11 protein-coding genes are annotated in these 19869 nt (G+C 42.4%); 10 read left to right on the top strand and 1 reads right to left on the bottom strand.

Annotated features, from left to right (window positions below; translation table 11 throughout):
* Positions 1-65 precede the first annotated feature (65 nt).
* The gene (locus OLM34_RS07435) at positions 66-986 is read left to right on the top strand and encodes an ABC transporter permease (protein WP_264406403.1); all 921 of its coding nucleotides are present in this window, start codon (positions 66-68) and stop codon (positions 984-986) included.
* A gap of 183 nt (positions 987-1169) precedes the next feature.
* Here the strand turns inward: OLM34_RS07435 and OLM34_RS07430 are convergent, their stop codons facing one another.
* Positions 1170-1391, bottom strand: coding sequence for a DUF2905 domain-containing protein (locus OLM34_RS07430; protein WP_264406325.1), 222 nt, complete (start codon positions 1389-1391; stop codon positions 1170-1172).
* A 721-nt stretch (positions 1392-2112) separates the two neighbouring features.
* On the opposite strand from OLM34_RS07430, the gene OLM34_RS07425 reads away from it, so the two are divergent.
* The 9 genes from OLM34_RS07425 to OLM34_RS07385 all read left to right on the top strand — a co-directional run bounded on the left by OLM34_RS07425 (position 2113) and on the right by OLM34_RS07385 (position 19824).
* Positions 2113-2679, top strand: a complete 567-nt coding sequence (locus OLM34_RS07425) for an RNA polymerase sigma factor (RefSeq protein WP_264406323.1) — start codon at positions 2113-2115, stop codon at positions 2677-2679.
* Positions 2680-2741: 62 nt separating this feature from the next.
* Positions 2742-3932 carry a FecR family protein gene (locus tag OLM34_RS07420; protein WP_264406321.1) on the top strand — a complete coding sequence of 397 codons (1191 nt, stop codon included), beginning with the start codon at positions 2742-2744 and terminating at the stop codon, positions 3930-3932.
* 134 nt (positions 3933-4066) lie between these two features.
* Positions 4067-7540 carry a TonB-dependent receptor gene (locus tag OLM34_RS07415; protein ID WP_264406319.1) on the top strand — a complete coding sequence of 1158 codons (3474 nt, stop codon included), beginning with the start codon at positions 4067-4069 and terminating at the stop codon, positions 7538-7540.
* Positions 7541-7562: 22 nt separating this feature from the next.
* Complete coding sequence (locus tag OLM34_RS07410; RefSeq protein WP_264406318.1) at positions 7563-9473, top strand: RagB/SusD family nutrient uptake outer membrane protein; 1911 nt, start codon at positions 7563-7565, stop codon at positions 9471-9473.
* 165 nt (positions 9474-9638) lie between these two features.
* Positions 9639-10718 (top strand): discoidin domain-containing protein, encoded by a 1080-nt coding sequence (locus tag OLM34_RS07405; RefSeq protein ID WP_264406317.1) that lies wholly within the window; start codon positions 9639-9641, stop codon positions 10716-10718.
* Positions 10719-10888: 170 nt separating this feature from the next.
* Positions 10889-13642, top strand: coding sequence for a M60 family metallopeptidase (locus OLM34_RS07400; RefSeq protein WP_264406315.1), 2754 nt, complete (start codon positions 10889-10891; stop codon positions 13640-13642).
* A gap of 138 nt (positions 13643-13780) precedes the next feature.
* Positions 13781-15220 (top strand): Gfo/Idh/MocA family protein, encoded by a 1440-nt coding sequence (locus tag OLM34_RS07395; protein WP_413777206.1) that lies wholly within the window; start codon positions 13781-13783, stop codon positions 15218-15220.
* A 15-nt stretch (positions 15221-15235) separates the two neighbouring features.
* Complete coding sequence (locus OLM34_RS07390) at positions 15236-16405, top strand: purple acid phosphatase family protein (protein WP_264406312.1); 1170 nt, start codon at positions 15236-15238, stop codon at positions 16403-16405.
* 17 nt (positions 16406-16422) lie between these two features.
* On the top strand, positions 16423-19824 hold the full coding sequence (locus OLM34_RS07385; RefSeq protein ID WP_264406311.1) for a glycoside hydrolase family 2 TIM barrel-domain containing protein: 3402 nt from the start codon (positions 16423-16425) through the stop codon (positions 19822-19824).
* Positions 19825-19869 lie beyond the last annotated feature (45 nt).

The raw sequence follows: 19869 nt of genomic DNA, 5'->3' as shown, positions 1-19869 counted from the left end.
ATGCCGTAGCGGAGCGTCCTTCGGCATTTACCCATAAGACCAACATAATCCATCCATTTTGGGTTATGGTGAGCAAAGAGATTTCGGATCAGGTACGCAGCTGGCGATTTATCATTATGGCAGCTCTTATTGCGCTCACTTGTTTGGGCTCTTTATACGCGGCGTTGGCGCAATTTGGCAAACAATCGGGGAGTGCAGAAGATGCTTTCTTTTTCCTTAATCTTTTCACCCTGTCCGATGGTACGCTGCCACCCTTTACGGTTTTTATCAGCTTTCTTGGTCCGTTACTGGGAATAAGCCTTGGTTTCGACGCCATCAATTCGGAACAAAACCGTGGCACGCTCAGTCGTCTGTTGAGTCAGCCCATTTATCGTGATTATGTCATTAATTCCAAATTTGTAGCCGATCTTATCGTAATCAGTACCTTGTTCGTTGCATTGGGGTTGCTCGTACTGGGTTCGGGATTGATTGCTCTTGGAATTCCGCCAACCGCCGATGAGTTGTCAAGACTCATTTTTTTCATCCTGATCAGCATTATTTATGTCGCATTCTGGCTGAATTTATCCATTTTGTTTTCCGTTGTTTTCCGTCAGGCAGCAACGTCGGCACTTTCGGGTATCGCCATTTGGCTTTTCTTCAGCATCTTTTACAGCATGATAGTCGATTTGTTGGCAAGAGCTATAGCTCCCAAAGGGATGTTGACAGAAGGACAGGCAGTGCAATTTCAGAATTTTGTTTTGGGATTGATGAGGTTTAATCCCGGTCAGCTGTTCAGCGACGCAACCATAACGTTGCTCATGCCTTCCGTGCGCAGTTTGGGGGCACTGACGATGGAGCAGCTTGAAGGTGCACTCCCGACGCCGTTGCCCATCGGACAAAGCCTGCTGATGGTATGGCCGCAAGTTACCGGATTGATAGCCGGCTCTATTTTGCTGTTCGGCTTGGGGTATTACTTATTTATGCGGCGGGAGATTCGTCCGCGATAGATTGGAAGCGATCGAGAAGAATAGCGGTATTCCGTATGTAATGTCAGCATCAATCCGCTAGAATGAGGGTGTATCACCATATGATTTCACCCTCATTGTGTTTATATCCTATTGGTGGACAATTTCAATTCATCACTTCTTAGCGGCCGGTTTTTCGATTCAGTCTTTTTTAGAAGCGCATTTTCATGACTTAAAATAGCGGATTACGTTAACGATAAGGGTAAGAATGAGGCTTATCACAATCATTGAAGTAATCGGGATGTAAATCCGGATATTTTCTTTTTCGATCCGGATGTCACCCGGTAAATGTCCGAACCATTTGAAAACCGAAGGCGTCAGATACAGCGTAACACCAATAACTACCAGGATAATGCCTATAAAAATAAACCATCGTGCCATTTTCATTTTCCCGTAATTTTGATAATTAACATCCTATGAGGTTGATTGTTCTGAAAAAATTTTAATGCACAAAGATAGTTTTAAAATCAGTTGGATCTTGAAAACTAGTTCGCCTTTTTATGCTACTTTTGAAGGAAAAAAGAGTGAACTCCTCGATCCCCGTCATTATTCACCATATATGTAGAGAACAGGTAATTGACTTGAATCCGTTTCTTTTTCTCCGAGAAAGATGGGGAAACAAAAAAGATACCCGTGACTGTAGTATGGATATACCATGTCCCCTTTTTGTTCGCTTCAAGGCAGGAACAAAAACATCGGATTTTGTGATTTCGGAGTAAAAACGACCTGCGGTTTTTTCTTAAAAAATGCAAAATCCAGGGAAAAAGATGATGCAAGGAAGGAGCGAGGATGGTGCAGCCTTGGTACGGCCTTGGTACGGCCTTGGTAAGAAGCTGAGTTAATAACATTTTTTTTCTTTTTTGTGAAAAGTTGTATTTTTTGAATTGAATCGATCAAATTTATATACCAAATAAAAAATTGTTTACCTTTGTAAAGTATAATAAAAAAGGAGAAATAAGTGTAATTCGTTGATATATAATTTTAATAACAAGATTCAAATATGTTTTCTTTTACATGTTTTTTATACGACTTGTCAAGTAAAATATGTTTTTACGAATTGTTTATGTTGTTTTTTGAATAAAATTGTATGCACAGATAGCAAATCGAGATGATGAAGTTTTCCGACTCAACCGATATGGAACTATGGTTCTCCTTTAAGAAAGGGGACAATTCTGCCGTTTCTTTTATCTACAGGGAATACTTCCCCGTCTTATACCGATATGGTTTAAAATTCAGCGTCGACACTTTTTTAATAGAAGATACCATTCAGGATTTATTTACCGAATTGATCAAAAACCGTGAAACGTTGGGCGATACAGATAACATTCTTTTTTATCTCCTCAAATCTTTTCGGCGCAAATTAGTGCGAAAAATGGAAAATGTAAACCGGTATGACTTCACCGGTGAGATGACAGACGAATATCCGTTTGAAGTGGTATGGTCTGCCGAACAAGAGCTAATTGTTGAAGAAGAATCCAAACAACGTTCATCGTTGCTGCTAAAAGCACTTAGTGAACTTACTCCACGTCAAAAAGAAGCGGTTTACCTCCGTTTTACCAAAGAACTCGATTATGCCGTAATTGCCGAAATCATGGATATCAGTATCGAGGCTTGTCGCAACCTTATTTCCAAAGCCATTTCGAACATGAAAAAGCAAATCGACGAGAAAGGTTGAAAAATTTTTGTTTTTTTTGATGATATTTTGTTACATGTAGCCTTTATATAATAGAGACATGAATGATGAATGACGAAAAATACATAGCATATACTACCGAAGAGTTTGTATTGGATGACGATTTTATGCGGTGGGTGCTCCATCCCGACGAGGAAAGTGATCGTTTTTGGAATGAATTTCTACTTCGATATCCTGAAAAGAAAGAAGAAGTGGAAGAGGCTGTTTATATTATTCGTTCTATTCGTGCGGTTGAGCCGTTGGTCCCTTCCCGAAAATTAAAGTATGGTTACACAAAGGAGGGGCATGTTTTAAAATCAGGACAAAAAGCGCGTAAAATTGGACAACGGTTAATAAAGATTGCCGCAGTTTTTGTTTTGATTGTTACACTTGGCGGGGTGTTATATTATTATCAGCATTATCGGGAAAGGTTTTCGATAGAGTTGGCTCAAGGCGAACAGACTGAAAAAGGTAAAGTTATTCTTCCCGATGGAACTATTAGCGAATTTGAAACCAAAGAAACCCGGATTCAACAGACTGTCTCAGGCGAGTTGACCATCAATAATGATACTGTTTTGTTGAAAGAGAAAGATGTGAAATCGGATGAGCCGGCCATGGCGCAGGTTATTATTCCTTACGGTAAACGTTCGCAAATCATCCTTGCCGATGGTACCAAAATTTGGCTCAATGCCGGTAGTACCTTATCGTATCCGGTGCGTTTTACCGCCAATGCAAGGGAAGTATATCTTTCGGGTGAAGCTTTTTTTGAAGTGTCAACCGATCGTTCCAAACCCTTTTATGTATTTACTAGTGATTTGAGAATCAAGGTTACCGGTACGCGTTTTAATGTGAATTCCTATAGCAATGATGCTATCACACAGGCTGTGCTTGTTGAGGGGAAAATCGAGGCTGCCAAAAATCGCTTATTCGGTCGTTCTGTAGAACTATCTCCCGGGGAACGCATTGTTTATGACAGAAAGGAAAATAAAATACAAAAAGATAAAGTGGATGTCGAGTTGTACTCCTCATGGGTTAATGGCTACCTTCTTATTGAAAACGAACCTATAGTAGAGATTTTCAAAAAATTGGAGCGGTATTACGACAAAAAAATCATAGTAGAAAAACTCTCCAATCAACCTCGCTTTACCGGGAAACTCAATTTGGATGACGATTTGGAAAAAGTCTTGAACAATATCGCTTTTTCTGCCAATTTCTCAGTAGAAAACAAAAATGGACTATATATTATTAACCAATAAAAAATTACCGAAAATGCTTATGAAATAAAACATGAAATTACCCAAAACGAAAAAACCGGGATGAGCGACCAACTGACCCCGGTTTATTGATGAATTTTAATTATTTATTAAACAACTAAAAGACAAACAAATTTATGAAAGAAAAACAACATGAACAACAAGTTGGGAATATTTTGTCATATTTCCGACAAACAATGCGAATTATGCGGTTAAGCTTGTTTTTTATGGTGGTAAGCACTGCGATGGCCTTTAGTGCTGCTACTTATTCTCAAAGTACAAAACTTTCGGTAAATCTGAGAGATGCTACGGTAAGGGAAGTGATAAAGGCCATTGAAAATCAAAGCGATTTTTTGTTCTTGTATCAAGAAGGACAAGTCGATCTGAATCGGCGCGTTTCTATTCGTGCAGAGGGAAAACAATTGCAGGAGATATTGGATGAGGTATTCAGAGGTACCGACAATATCTACATTGTGAGCGATCGACAGGTTGTGATCGGAAAAGCACCGAGAAAAAACTTGGAAGCCCAACTTGCTGCATTGCAAAAAGACATGAAAGTGAATCTTTTTCAGCAACAGCAAAAAGAGATTACCGGTAAAGTAACGGATTCGTCGGGTGATCCTCTTCCGGGTGCTACAGTCATGGTAAAAGGTACTACTATCGGAACAATTACAGATCCTGATGGTATGTTTTCTCTTCGCATTCCCGCCAATGCACAAACTTTACTAGTTTCCTTTGTGGGTATGAAAACTAAAGAAATACCCATTTCCGGTCGATCCTCATTCAATGTTGCATTAGAAGAAGAAAGTGAAACATTGGATGAAGTGGTAGTAACTGCATTTGGAACCGGACAAAAGAAGGTTACAATGGTGGGTTCTGTTCAAACTGTCGATCCCGGTCAACTTAGGGTGCCTTCTGCCAATCTTTCTACTAGTTTTGCAGGTCGTTTAGCGGGAGTAATTTCCTATCAGCGTACCGGTCAGCCCGGTGCTGATGGAGCCAGTTTTTATATTCGGGGTATTTCCACTATCAGTGGAGCCACTTCTCCTTTGATTATTCTTGACGGAGTCGAGATTTCTTCCGGCGATTTAAATACTCTTGATCCTGAAATTATTGAGGAGTTTTCAATATTGAAAGATGCAACAGCTACGGCGATGTATGGTTCGCGTGGAGCTAACGGAGTAATGATCATTAGAACAAAGTCGGGTTCAGATCTTAGAAAGCCCATTATTAATTTCAGAGTTGAAGGTAATATGGCGGTGCCGACAAGTAAAATAAAATTAGCCGATGGCGTTACCTATATGAGGCTGTTCAATGAAGCAGTAGACAATTTGGGAACTGCTCTTAAATATTCGGACGATAAGATTTATGGAACCGAGCATAGATTGAATGAATATGTATATCCTAATGTAAATTGGTATGACGAAATATTCAAGGATCAGGCATTTAATCAAAAATTCAATTTTAATATCCGAGGTGGAGGGAAAAAAGCTGATTATTTCAGCAGCTTCTCTGCTACTCATGAAACCGGGTTTATTCAAAACAGGAGCAAGGATTTTTTCTCCTTCGATAATAATATTGATGTAATGCGGTATAATTTTCAGAATAATATCAATGCATACCTTAGCGAGTCTTCCAAATTTTCTCTAAGATTGAATGTTAATTTAATGGATAAAAGTGGTCCGTATACCGATGTGGGGAGTATATACAACAGTATTATGGCTATCAATCCTGTAGATTTCCCCATTATGTATCCGGATGATCCTACATTTGCCTACATTCGTTGGGGAGGATTTAGCGGAGCAAATATCGCTCCGTATAACCCCTTTGCCCAACTGGTAAGTGGTTATCAAGATCAATTTACCAGTACGGTTGTTGCCAATTTGCAATTCGATCAAGGATTGGATTTTATAACCAAAGGATTATCGTTTAGTAGTTTAGTTTCTTTTAAAAACTGGTCTTCTACTTCAACTTATCGAAGTGCTCCGTATAATATGTTTCAGCTTACCAATTATAGACGTTATCCTGACAATACCGTGGATTATACTTTAGGATTAATCAGCAGTGAGCAAAATCCTATTTTAAATACAACAGGTGGTACGACGGGCGATCGTTGGTTTTATATTCAGGCAAATTTAAACTGGTCACGTACATTTGGTAAACACGACGTGAATACATTGCTGATTTATAATCAAGATCAATTCAACTTGAACAATATAGCAGCTGATACGTCGCTCGATCGTTTGTACAACTCGTTGCCCAAACGTACCCAAAGTATTGCCGGACGTTTATCGTATGCATATAACAATAAATATCTTGCCGAATTCAACTTTGGATATAACGGTTCCGAAAACTTTGCAAAAGGGAAACGTTTTGGTTTTTTCCCCTCTTTCGCACTAGGGTACAATATCAGCATGGAGCCGTTTTTTGAAAGCTTGCTTCCCGTTATTAGCTATTTGAAAATCCGTGGATCATACGGACTTGTGGGTAATGATGAAATAGGTGCACAACGTTTCGCATATTTACCCAGTATTGATTTGACGGGGACAGGTTTTACTACCGGCATAAATCAGGATTATTCCATGTCAGGACCTGTATATAACCGATATGCCAATTATGATTTGACATGGGAAACAGGTAAGAAATTCAATGTGGGTTTTGACCTTCATTTGTTTAAAGATTGGAAAATTGTCGCCGATTTCTTTCAAGAAAACCGCAGTAATATTTTTCAGCAACGTGGTACCATTCCTACTTATTTAGGGACTGCCAATACCATAGTATATGCCAATACAGCTGCCGTGCGTAACCAAGGGTTTGATTTTTCGGTTGATTATGGGAAACAGCTCAGTAAGGATCTTATCGTACAATTAAAAGGAACTTTCAGTTATGCCCATAATAAAATCACAAAATATGACGAACCGTCCGATCAGCTATATCCTAACTTGATGAATGTTGGGCATCCTTTGAATACATACTTGGGCTATATTGCTGAAGGTTTGTTTATCGATTGGGATGAAATTGCCAACAGAGCAGAACAGCAAATTTCGGGGAATGTGGCTCCCGGAGATATAAAATATAAAGATATTCCGGATAAGGACGGTAATACCGATGGACGAATTACTTCAAGCGACCGTGTTCGGATGGGCTATCCTACTGTACCGGAGATTATATATGGTTTTGGCCCAAATATCAGGTATAAAAAAGTTGATTTCGGATTCCTTTTCCAAGGCGCTGCCCGTACTTCTATGATGCTTTCAGGCATGCATCCTTTCGGAACCAACACACGGAAAAATGTTATGAAGTGGATTGCAGATAGTCATTGGAGTCCTGATTACCAAAATATTTATGCGGATTATCCGCGTTTAACGCAAAGTGATCATGCCAACAATACGGCTACTTCTAGTTTTTGGTTAAGAGATGCATCTTTTCTGAAGCTTAAAAATGCAGAAATCGGGTATACTTATAAAAATATGCGTTTCTATTTAAGTGGCACAAACTTGTTGACATTTTCAAATTTCAAATTATGGGACCCTGAAATGGGAGGTGGAAGTGGTTTGAAGTATCCCACAACGCGTGTTTTTAATCTCGGATTTCAAATGACTGTAAATTAATAATCATATAAAAAACATGACAATGAAAAAATATATTCAATTTATTTTTATAACACTTGCATTACTGACCGGCTTATGGTCCTGCGACTATTTGGATATCGTACCGGATGAAGTGGCAACCGAAGAAGATGCTTTTGCAACAAAAAAAGCTGCGGAAGGTTTTCTATATTCCTGTTATTCGTATATTCCTAATCCCAGACAAGGTGCGGGCTCTTTGGATTGGTTTACAGGGGATGAGGTGGTGACAGCTTTTGAACATGAAGTTTTTGCCCAGTTCCCTAAAGGGAATTATACGGCTACAGATCCCGTGATTTCTTATTGGAATACATTATTCAGTGGAATTAAACAATGTTATCGGCTTATAAACAATGTGGACAAAACTCCCGGACTGGAAAAAAGTTTGATTGAGGATTACAAAGCCCAAGCTGATTTTTTAATTGCTTATTATCATTTTCTTTTACTTAAGAATTACGGACCGATCATTTTAGTAAAAGAAGAACCATCATTAAATACCCCTCCCGAAAAATTTCTTGGACGTTCACCTTATGATGAATGCGTAAAATGGATTGCCGAAAAGTTCGATGATTCTGCAACGCGGCTCCCGGCTACTAGAAAAAATGATCAAATGGGGTTGGCTACAAGTGTTGCGGCAAAAGCAATCAAATCGCGGATGTTATTGTATGCTGCTTCTCCCTTATTTAATGGGAATACGATGTTTAGCGATTTTAAAAATCCTGATGGAACGCTTCTTATTAATACTACTTTTGATGCTACTAAATGGCTTAGTGCAAAAAATGCAGCCAAAGATGCCATTGATGCTGCAGAAGCAATCGGTTGCAGACTTTATCAACCTACCGATGCAACCGATGCCTCTTTGCCTGAACCGGCTGATCCTACTCAACGTGCTTTACGTTTTACATTAGTCGATAAAACGAGTAAAGAATCGGTCTGGATTGATGCCCGTGATGAGGGTTTTTATTCGTTACAGAATAAATCAAGACCATACTATGCAAATGCATCTTGGAATGGAATATGTCCCACTTTAGCCATGCTTGATCGGTTTTATACAAAAAATGGTTTGCCGATTGATGAAGACCCGGCTTTTAATTATGAGGGAAGATTTACTCCCACTGCTTTCGCGGCAGGAGACATAAATGGGGAAGGGCAAACCCAAGTGATGAATTTGAATCGAGAACCTCGCTATTATGCGTGGGTAAGTTTTCAAGGCGGTTATTATGAATGTCAAGGGAAGTACGAACAAAGTACTAATCAGTGGGCATATGCACCAAAGAATAGGAGAGGCATTAACGGTATGAAAGTGTTAACGCAGTTTATGAGAAACCAATCATGCGGTATTCATCAGAGGAGCAATAATTATAGCCCCGGTGGTTTTCTGAACAAAAAGGGAGTCTCTCCTGCTTGTAATTCCGGCGTTGGAAACGGTTATGTTAAATATCCATGGCCGGTAGTAAGGTTAGCCGAACTTTATTTGAATTATGCAGAAGCATGTGTTGAAACAGGTGATTTGGAAGAAGCAAAAATATATTTAAATAAGATACGCGAACGTGCAGGAATTCCTACTGTTGAGTCAGCGTGGGGGAGTATTGGTGTTTCGCTTACCAAAGAAAAACTTCGTCAAATTGTTCGTCAAGAACGCATGATCGAATTGTATTTGGAACATCAGAATTTCTGGGATATGCGTCGTTGGCTGTTGGCTGATCGATATTTTAATGTGGTTCCTGAAGGGAATAACATTATGACCGATAATTTTGATGAGTTTTGTATGAGAACAGTGCTGGATGGCCGCAAAGTTCCCGGAGGGAATGCTCCCAATATCGTCCGTAAATTTGTTGCTCCAAGAAATTATTTGTTGCCTATTCCTTACAGCGAAACGCAAAAAAATAAAAATCTGGTTCAAAATCCGGGGTATTAAATGTGTTTAAAATGTTATTATTGGCTTGAAACATGTTGATTTAATTTAAGTCCATAACAAGTTAACGATCTTGTCATTTTATTGTAAAAAAATGGACTATAATTTCAATATGAGTTCCAAGATAATAAGAGAATTAGTAGATCAAATCGTTTTAAAAATAAAAATATGAAAAATATCAATATTATAGTATTTGCCTTAGTAAGTCTGTTTTTATTCGCTTCTTGCGATAAAGAAGAGACTGTTTTACTTCCTTCCATAGGCGAAATTCAGGTTGATAAGGGGTATGGCGAAGTAGTTTTCTATTGGGATTTTCCGCAAGATGATGAAGCGGAATACATTCGCGTGGATTATACCGATAATGGAGAAAATAAATGGCGAAATTTTAGTAAGTATGCTAAAAAAGCACTTATACCCAATTTGTCGGCCACTGAATATGAATTCAGAATTTCTGTAGCAGACAAAAAAGGGAATTTATCCGAACCTAAAATAGTAAAAGTGACTCCCAATGAGCCGGCTTATTTGATGGTTGCCCGAACATTTGATGCGAAACCAACTTTTGGCGGAATAATTGTAACATGGAAAAACGAAACCGGCATAAAAGTAAGAATCAATGTTGAATATACTGATTCGAATGGTGACCCTCAGGTGCATTCTGTTGAATCATCTGATATTGATGGGAAAGCAGTAGTAATTGGTAATATTGCGGATGAAATTCAAGAATTCAGGGTGTATTCTTCAAATCCGAGTAATTATGGTCAAAAGTCTGAAGAAACTATTTTTAATATTAAGCCGTGGAAAGTTATTAAATTTGAAGATAAATCCAGTTGGAAAGTAGTTAGTGTGGATTCAGATGATGGTAGTAATAAAGCTGAAAATTTATTCGACAATGATTTAACAACTTTCTGGCAAACAAATTGGGTTGCAGCACATCCTTTCCCTCATCATGTTGCTTTTGACATGAATAAGGAACGTATAGTAAGTAGTGTGGGTTTTTATAATAGGGATCATAATAATGCTAATAACGCCATGCAGAAATTTAGAATTGAGGGAAGCCTTGATAATGAGAATTGGACAGTATATGGCGAGTTTGATGATTTTCCGACGGATAGAAAAGTTGAAATTATATATAATCTACCGTCCACACCGGTTATGCGCTATATGAGAATTACTGCTTTAACTGCACGCAACAACGTTGCTTATCTTGCTTTGGCTGAGATTAATGTTTACGGTGCTTATTTGGAATAAACATTGTTTCGAATACTCTTTAAGATAGGTAATTTATGTTATTTATTGGTTTTTATACTGATCTGCGATTTCGCAGATCAGTATTTTATCTGATTTAGTTTTGTTAATTGTTATTACTGAAAAATCATAATATAGAATATTCTTTGATAACCTGGATAGCACTTACAGCAATGAAACATAGCAAAATTTTTTTATTTATTTTACCGTTATTTTTAGGTTTATTTTATGGTTGTAGCGATACGCCCACGAAAGAACCTCCCACCTTAACCGTAAAGGAAAAAAGCCTGACATTCGAAGCCGGGAAAACCCAACGTTCCATAAGTATAGTCACCAATATGGATTCCTGGACTTTTGCCGTTGAACCCGCGGCAGCGGAATGGTTGAGTGCCATTAAGTCGGGGAACAATTTGGTGATTGCCGTAAAGGAAAATACCGAAATGGAATCGCGTAGCGGTAAGATAATGATATCTGCCGGCAATTTGACGGAAACCGTCACGGTAGAACAAATCGGACAGGCTCCGGCCATTCTTGTCTCCTCCGAAATTTTCACGGTGGAAGCGGAAGGAGGGGAAATCGATCTTGAAATTACCTCCAACATAGAATACGAAATCATCGTGCCTTCCGATGCCGATTGGATCCATCAGGTCGAAACCCTTACCCGGGCCATGGTTACCCGGGCTTACAAATTCAAAGCGGATTGGAATGCCGGCGAACAAGAAAGGCAGGTGGAAATACTGATCAAACACACGAGCGGGAATCCGCAAAAGAAAGTACTGGTCATTCAGAAAGGGCACACGGGGTATAGCGGCGGGGATACCGAAGGGATCAAGGACGACATCAAGGTGCCGGTCAGCTCGGGGAAAGCCTCGTCATATCAAAGCGGTTCAAACATCGAAAAGTCTTTCGATGGGGACATGAACACCCTTTATCATTCCAATTGGAGCAATACGGCTCCGGATTATTTTCCCATCACGCTCGATTATTTTTTCGAGAATCAGGAATGCATCGATTATCTCGTTTATTATCCGAGAACCGAAGGGTATAACGGAAGGTTCAAGGAGGTCGAAATATGGGTAAAAACGGAGGATAATCCGACGTACGTTAAGGTGATGGATTACGATTTCAAGGGCTCCTCGATACCGACACGTGTTGTTTTTGAAAAGCCGGTTGAAAAACCGTTGGCTATACGTTTTGTGGTTAAATCCGGTGTAGGAGACGGTCAAGGTTTTGCCAGTTGTGCCGAGATGGAATTCTACCGGCGCAATCCGGACAATTTCGATGTTCTGACCGTATTTTCGGATGCCACCTGTTCGGAACTTCGGCCGGGTATCACGTTGACCGAGATCGGGAAAATTCCGGTAAGCCTGTACCGCAACATTGCGTTGTATTTGTACAATGGGAACTATCCCAAAGAGTTCAGGATTCAGGAATACCGGGCTTGGCCTCATCCCGACGATTGGGCAAAAACAAACAAGACCTCCACGTACAGTCTGCTGGATAATCCTACGGGGATCAGTGTTTCTCAAGGAGAAGAGTTGGTTGTTTTTGTCGGGAAAACCAACGGCTACACACTCAGCATCAAAGTACAGGATCTGAATAAGCCCAACGGAGACGGTTACGGCAATGCTTCGTTTTATCCGCTTTCGGAAGGGATGAACAAACTCAAGATGAAAAACAAAGGATTGGTGTACGTTTTCTATCACACACCCGATTATAAAGTTGCGCCACCCGTGAAGATTCATTTTGCAACGGGCCAGGTCAACGGTTATTACGATTCCCGCAAGCATCAACCCTCGGATTGGGCGCGTTTGCTAAATGCGGCGAAAGATTCGTACTTTGACGTGTTGGGAGAATATGCCCATTTAACATTTCCGACCGAAGATTTTAAAACGTATGCGGGCAATGACGGTCCCGAATTGATAGCTGCTTATGACGATTTGGTGTGGTTGGAACAGGATTTCATGGGATTGATGAAATATAACCGACATCCTGTGAACAGGGCCTATTTTCATGTCATGTATACCTCCTACATGTATTCGACATCATACAGGACGGCCTATAACGTATCGACCACAAGCTCCATTTTGAAGCTTTCTACGCTGAAATCCAGTCCATGGGGTCCTGCTCATGAATTGGGACATACCAATCAGACGCGTCCGGGCTTCAAGTGGCTCGGGATGACGGAAGTGAGCAATAATGTGCATTCGCTGTACGTGCAGACCCAATGGGGCAATCCGTCGCGGTTGGAATCCGAGTCAATGGGGAGGTTCAACAACCGTTACGAAAAAGCCTATTACAATTCGTTCGTCAACGACACGCCTCATCCGGGAGAAAGCGACGTTTTCTGCAAGTTGGTATCGTTGTGGCAACTGCAGCTGTATTTGGCGGAAGCGTGCGGCTATACCGATTTTTACAAAGATTTTTACGAACAGATCCGCATCAAACCCGATAAACCGACGGCGGGAGAACAACAGCTCGAGTTCGTGAAAACGGTATGCGAAGTAGCGCAAAAGGATTTGACGGACTTTTTCATGAAATGGGGTTATCTGACACCGTTCGACGCAGAAATCGATGATTACGGAAAAGGAAGGCTTACCGTTACCCAACATCAGATTGACGAAATTGTTGCCGAGATCAAATCGAAAAACTTTCCTTTGGTAACGGATAAAATTGAGTATATTTGCGATTCGAACAAACAGTACTTCAAGAACAAATCATCCGTACAGAAAGGCACGGCTACAAAAAACGGGACATCCGTTTCCATGTCGGGATGGAAAAACGTGGTAGCGTATGAAGTATACGAAGGCGGCAAATTGGTCTTTGTATCGAATAAAGACTCCTTCACGTTAGATAATCCTTTCACCTCCTCGACCAAGGTGTATGCGGTTGCCTATAACGGAGACAAGACGGAAGTTACCTTTTGAACGGAGTTTGGGGGGAAAGCGACATAACCCTTTAAAAGGATATAATATAATAAATCAACATAAACCGAATAAATCAGTTATAAAGTTATGCAAAGAAGAAAACGGATGGGGAAGTCGGCGCTGATATTGGCCGGCATCATGATGTTGGGAACGGCGATGAGTCCGGTTTTTGCCCAGAGCGGCAAAAAGGGGAAGAGTGCAAGTTCCGCAAGTAAGGTAATCGGACCGAAGAGCGGGCAAAGCGGCGATCAGGTGATCCGCACGGCAGTACCCGAGCGACCTTCGGGACAGAAGCACGTGCTGGGACTGAGGGCGCCGAAGCTGGACACGGTGCGGGTAGGCTTCATCGGGTTGGGCATGCGCGGTCCGGGAGCCGTGGAGCGATTCACCCACATTCCGGGCGTAAAGATCGTCGCCTTGTGCGACAAACACGGCGAGCGGGTGGAGAAGTCGCAAAAGATTTTGGATAAGGCGGGATTACCGGCAGCAGCCTCCTACAGCGGGAGCGAAGAGGCATGGAAGGAACTTTGCCAAAGGAAGGACATCGATTTGGTATACATTGCCACGGACTGGAAACACCATGCCGGGATGATGATCTACGCGATGGAGCAGGGCAAACACGTGGTGTGCGAAGTACCGGCAGCCATGACCCTGGAGGAGATATGGAAGGTGGTGGACACGGCCGAGCGGACGCAGAAACACTGCATGATGCTGGAGAACTGCGTGTACGACTTTTTCGAGCTGACGACGCTGAACATGGCCCGGCAGGGACTCTTCGGAGAGATACTGCATGTGGAGGGCGGCTATCTGCACAACCTGGAAGACTTTTGGGACTATTACGAAGGCGACTGGCGCATGCAGTACAACAAGACACACCGGGGGGATGTTTATCCCACGCACGGTTTCGGTCCGGCCTGTCAGTTACTGGACATTCACCGCGGCGACCGGTTGGACGTGTTGGTATCGATGGACACCAAGCCGGCGAACCTTCCGGAGTACCTGATCAATAAGAGGGGGATGTCTCGGGAGGAAGCCTACGATTTCCGCAACGGGGAACACACGATGACGATGGTGCGGACGGCCAAGGGGAAGACCATTTTGATTCGTCACGATGTCTCCTCTCCGCGTCCCTATTCGCGGGAATACGAGGTAACGGGGACGAAGGGCTTTGCGCAGAAATACCCGCAGGAAGGCTATGCTTTCCGGAGCGATTCTCCGGTGGAAGCGGGGGTGATGCCCGATCACGAAAACCTGAGCGGACACGGTTTTGTTTCGGAAGAAGCGAAGAAGGCGTTGATGGAGACCTACAAACACCCGATACACAAGGAGCTGGAAGAGCAGGCCAAGCAGGTAGGCGGACACGGGGGTATGGACTTCATTATGGATTACCGGTTGGTGTACTGTCTGCGCAACGGTTTGCCGTTGGACATGGACGTATACGATCTGGCCGAGTGGTGCTGTTTGGTACCGTTGAGCGAAATCTCGTTGGATAACGGGTCGGCACCGGTAGCGGTACCCGATTTCACCCGGGGACATTGGAACGATGTTCAGGGATACCGTCACGCATTCACCGAGTAAAATTCGTTGGAGAAAATGAAACGATTAAAAACAGTTGCCGTTGCTTTTTGTCTGCCGTTATTGCTGTTTTCCCAAAACATCACGATCACGCACGGCCCCTATCTTCAAAAAGTAGGGGAAGAAGAAGTTACGGTGATTTGGACAACGGATAAAGATGCCGTATCGTGGGTGGAATTGGCACCGGCAGGCAACGACAGTTTCTATTCGGAAGAAAGGCCCCGTTATTACGATACCGCCTATGGCAATAAAGCTGTCGGCAAGCTTCATCGGGTAACGATTACCGGACTGACACCCGGTACGGAATACCGTTATCGGATCTTTTCGAAGGAAGTGTCGGGATACGAAGGTCACAGGATTCTGTATGGGGATATTGCCGCGAGCGACGTATACTCGCGGCGTCCTTATACCTTCCGGACATCGGATTCGCGGAAAGCGAAAGTTTCGTTCCGGGTGGTGAACGACATTCACGGCAGCAACGATCGTTTGCGTGTAATGCTTTCGGATGTAAAAAGAGAGAATACCGATCTGGTGATTTTCAACGGCGACCTGGTTTCGACCGTGAACGAGGAGAAAGGAATATTTGCCGGTTTTATGGATACGGCTGTAGACCTCTTTGCAAGCGAACTGCCCATGTATTATGTGAGGGGAAATCACGAAACCCGGGGAAGAGCAAGTTCTTCGGTGTACGATTATTTTCCCACTCCGACCGGAGAATTTTACTATGCGTTCAGGGAAGGTCCCGTTTTCTTTCTTGTGCTTGACAGTGGCGAAGACAAGCCCGATTCCGACATCGAGTATTCGGAACTGGCCTGTTTTGACAACTACCGAAGCAAAGAAAGCAAATGGCTGGAAACGATGGTGAAGAATCCCGAATTTCGCTCGGCCCAATACCGAATCGTGTTGATGCACATGCCTCCGGTCGGTTCAAGCTGGCACGGAACGCGTGAAGTAGCCCGGAAGTTTGTGCCGTTGCTTAACGATGCCGGGATCGATTTGATGATTTGCGGACATACGCACGAATACGGGTTTTTCGGCAAAGGAGAAAAAAGCGGGATAAACTTTCCCGTCCTTATCAACGATGACGAAACCTGCCTGGATGCTGAGGCGTCCGATAAGTTAACCGTCAAGGTAAAAGACACGGCAGGTAAAATACTGCATGTACATACATTTGATCCTCAAAAATAACAATTTACGATTTAGGAATGAAATTCAAACACATATCTCTCACTACTTTTTTGGCATTAGTGCCGTTTTTTGCTTACCCGACAAACGGGAATCAACATAATCAGAACAACACAAAACCGTATTGGCAGGATGTTCAGACTGTTGCTGTAAATAAAGAATATCCCCGCACTTCTTTTATGACATTTGATAGTCGCAATGAAGCTCTTTCCCGAAAATTTGAGGAGAGCCAATTTTACCGATCACTCAATGGCGTTTGGAAGTTTTATTTTGTTGAAGGATACAACGATTTGCCTGCCAATATTACCGATCCTGCCGTTTCAACAGCAAATTGGAACGATATTACTGTTCCCGGCAACTGGGAAATACAAGGTTTCGGAGTACCGATATATACCAATCACGGTTATGAATTTAAGCCACGCGATCCCCAACCGCCCATTTTGCCGGAAATGAATCCGGTAGGCGTTTACCGAAGGGATATCGATATTCCGTCCGAATGGATGAATCGGGATATTTTTCTCAATGTTGGTGGAGCAAAGTCGGGTATGTATGTCTATATCAATGGGAAGGAAGTGGGTTATAGCGAAGATTCCAAAAATCCCGCAGAGTTCCTTATCAACGATTATGTAAAACCCGGGAAAAACACATTGGTTCTAAAAATATTCCGCTGGTCAACCGGTTCCTATCTCGAGTGTCAGGATTTTTGGCGCATAAGCGGCATAGAACGGGATGTTTATCTTTGGGCACAACCAAAAATTCGTGTTCGCGATTTTGCCGTGACATCCAATTTGGATGATACCTATAAAAACGGTGTTTTCGGGTTGAAGACCCAAATCAAAAATAATACAGAAGGGAATGGCGATATCGAAATTCGATACGAATTGTTAGACGCAAACAATCAGGTCATCGCATCCGATAGGCAAACCGTATCGTTGAGCAGCGGGAAAGAAACGGCTGTCTCGTTCTCAAAACAAATTGACAATCCTTTGAAATGGACCGCAGAAACTCCCCATCTTTATAAATTACTGATAACGACCCTACAGAATGGGAAGACGCTGGAAGTGATTCCTTTCTCCGTCGGATTTCGCCGCATCGAAATCGTACCTGTACAAAGCATAAACGGCAGGACAGATTATTTATTGTTATTCAACGGAAAACCCATCAAATTGAAGGGAGTAAATATTCATGAAACCAATCCGGCAACCGGTCATTATGTGCCCGAAGAATTGATGCGGAAAGATTTTTCGCTGATGAAACAAAACAACATTAATACCGTCAGGTTGAGTCATTATCCTCAGAGCAGGCGTTTTTACGAACTTTGCGATGAATACGGATTATACGTATATGATGAGGCAAATATCGAATCGCACGGCATGTATTATGACCTTCGAAAAGGGGGCACATTGGGTAATAATCCCGAATGGTTAATACCGCATTTGGACAGAATCAAGAACATGTTTGAAAGGAACAAAAACCATCCGTCGGTAACCTTTTGGTCTTTAGGGAATGAGGCAGGCAACGGGTATAATTTTTATAAAGCATACCTGTGGATTAAGGAGCACGATAAAGACATGATGAATCGGCCGGTAAATTATGAACGAGCATTGTGGGAATGGAATACCGATATGTATGTTCCTCAATATCCCAGTGCGGCTTGGTTGGAAGAAATCGGGAGAAACGGAAGCGATCGCCCTGTTGTTCCTTCGGAATATTCGCATGCAATGGGTAATTCCAACGGCAATCTCGATTTGCAATGGCAGGCTATGTATAAATGGCCGAATTTGCAAGGCGGATATATTTGGGACTGGGTTGACCAAGGAATGGATGCCGTTGACTCCACAGGAACTCATTATTGGAAATATGGAGGTGATTACGGGAAAAATATGCCGAGCGATGGCAATTTTCTTTGCAACGGTATCGTGAACCCCGATCGCATGCCACATCCGGCTATGGCGGAGGTGAAATATGTTCATCAGGATTTTGCTTTTGATGCCGTAGATGTGCGAAAGGGCTTATTCCGAGTGAAAAACCGGCTGTTTTTTACCAATACGGACGATTACGACATCTATTACAACGTGACCGAAAACGGAAAAGCGATAGCGAAGGGGATGGTGGACATTGAACTCGAACCGCAGGAAACGAAAGAAATTGCCCTCCGTTTGCCCGATGTGAAGGCAAAACCCGGCAGGGAGTATTTTGTGAATTTCAATGTGGTGTTGAAAAAAGAAAAACCGGGAGTGCCTGTAGGGCACGTGGTTGCTTGCGAACAGTTTAAGTTGCCTTTCGGCATAGAAAAGAAAACGTACAAGGCACCTTCGGCACCCAAATTGTCGTTTACTACCTCGGGAGACCGCGTAATCGTGAGCTCCGGAAAAGTGAATTTTGTTTTCGATAAAAAAATTGGTCGGGTAACCTCTTATCGGGTTGACGGGAAAGAGTTTTTCGATAAAGCTTTCGGTATTCAGCCTAATTTTTGGCGAGGACCCACGGATAACGACTATGGCAATGCTATGCCCAGTCGCCTGCATATCTGGAAAGAGTCGAGCAAAAATTTTCATGTGACCGATGCTACAGCCGGTTATCAAGGAGAAAATGTGGTATTGGAAACCACATATCTGCTTGCTGCAGGCAACCTGTACATCGTAAAATATACTGTTTTTCCTACGGGAATTGTGAAAGTTGACGTGGAATTTACTTCTACCGATATGCAAAAGGAAGAAAAAGCGGCGGTTTCGGAAGCTACAAAAATGGCTACTTTTTCTCCTGAAGTAACCGCTGCACGAAAGGCTTCGTCGGAATTGACGGTGCCTCGGATTGGTATTCGATTCAGGCTTCCTGTGGAAATGCACAAGGTTACCTATTTTGGACGAGGGCCGGGCGAAAACTACATCGACAGGGCTTCCGGTTCTAAAGTTGGGTTGTATGAAACCACCGCCGAAGACATGTACTTCCCGTATGTGCGCCCTCAAGAAAACGGGCATCGCACCGATACCCGATGGATGGCTTTGACAAACGGGAAAAGCGGATTGTTGGTTGTTGCGGATTCTACCGTCGGATTCAATTCCTTACGTAATAGTGTGGAAGATTTCGATTCGGAGGAAAATAAAAATCGACCGTATCAATGGAACAATTTTTATCCCGATGAAGCAGACGACAAATCGAAGGAATTGAAACGAAAAGGATGGGATAGTCCCGAGAACAAAATGCCTCGTCAGACCCATATCAACGATATTAAACCGCGTGATTTTGTGGAAGTATGTATCGATATGAAACAACAGGGTGTTGCCGGATACAACAGTTGGGGTGCCCGCCCGCTTCCGGAATACAGTATTCCTGCAAACAAAAATTATACCTGGGGATTTACGTTGATCCCCGTAAAAAATGCTGCCGATAGAGAAGAAAAATCGGTGTTGAAGTATTGAGAACATTAGAAAAAAGAAGAATTCAACGTTAAAGATCACTAGCAG

Source organism: Anaerorudis cellulosivorans (assembly GCF_025943985.1).
GTDB lineage: Bacteria > Bacteroidota > Bacteroidia > Bacteroidales > Dysgonomonadaceae > Anaerorudis > Anaerorudis cellulosivorans.
Note: the sequence above shows the minus strand (reverse complement) of the source record. Positions and strands in the feature narration are given on the sequence as shown.

What these genes read in the sequence shown, in the direction of transcription:
- OLM34_RS07420 (WP_264406321.1), top strand. Translation starts at nt 2,742, where the DNA reads ATGATGAATGACGAAAAATACATAGCATATACTACCGAAGAGTTTGTA.
- OLM34_RS07395 (WP_413777206.1), top strand. Translation starts at nt 13,781, where the DNA reads ATGATGTTGGGAACGGCGATGAGTCCGGTTTTTGCCCAGAGCGGCAAA.
- OLM34_RS07425 (WP_264406323.1), top strand. Translation starts at nt 2,113, where the DNA reads ATGATGAAGTTTTCCGACTCAACCGATATGGAACTATGGTTCTCCTTT.
- OLM34_RS07400 (WP_264406315.1), top strand. Translation starts at nt 10,889, where the DNA reads ATGAAACATAGCAAAATTTTTTTATTTATTTTACCGTTATTTTTAGGT.
- OLM34_RS07390 (WP_264406312.1), top strand. Translation starts at nt 15,236, where the DNA reads ATGAAACGATTAAAAACAGTTGCCGTTGCTTTTTGTCTGCCGTTATTG.
- OLM34_RS07435 (WP_264406403.1), top strand. Translation starts at nt 66, where the DNA reads ATGGTGAGCAAAGAGATTTCGGATCAGGTACGCAGCTGGCGATTTATC.
- OLM34_RS07385 (WP_264406311.1), top strand. Translation starts at nt 16,423, where the DNA reads ATGAAATTCAAACACATATCTCTCACTACTTTTTTGGCATTAGTGCCG.
- OLM34_RS07415 (WP_264406319.1), top strand. Translation starts at nt 4,067, where the DNA reads ATGAAAGAAAAACAACATGAACAACAAGTTGGGAATATTTTGTCATAT.
- OLM34_RS07410 (WP_264406318.1), top strand. Translation starts at nt 7,563, where the DNA reads ATGAAAAAATATATTCAATTTATTTTTATAACACTTGCATTACTGACC.
- OLM34_RS07405 (WP_264406317.1), top strand. Translation starts at nt 9,639, where the DNA reads ATGAAAAATATCAATATTATAGTATTTGCCTTAGTAAGTCTGTTTTTA.
- OLM34_RS07430 (WP_264406325.1), bottom strand. Translation starts at nt 1,391, where the DNA reads ATGAAAATGGCACGATGGTTTATTTTTATAGGCATTATCCTGGTAGTT.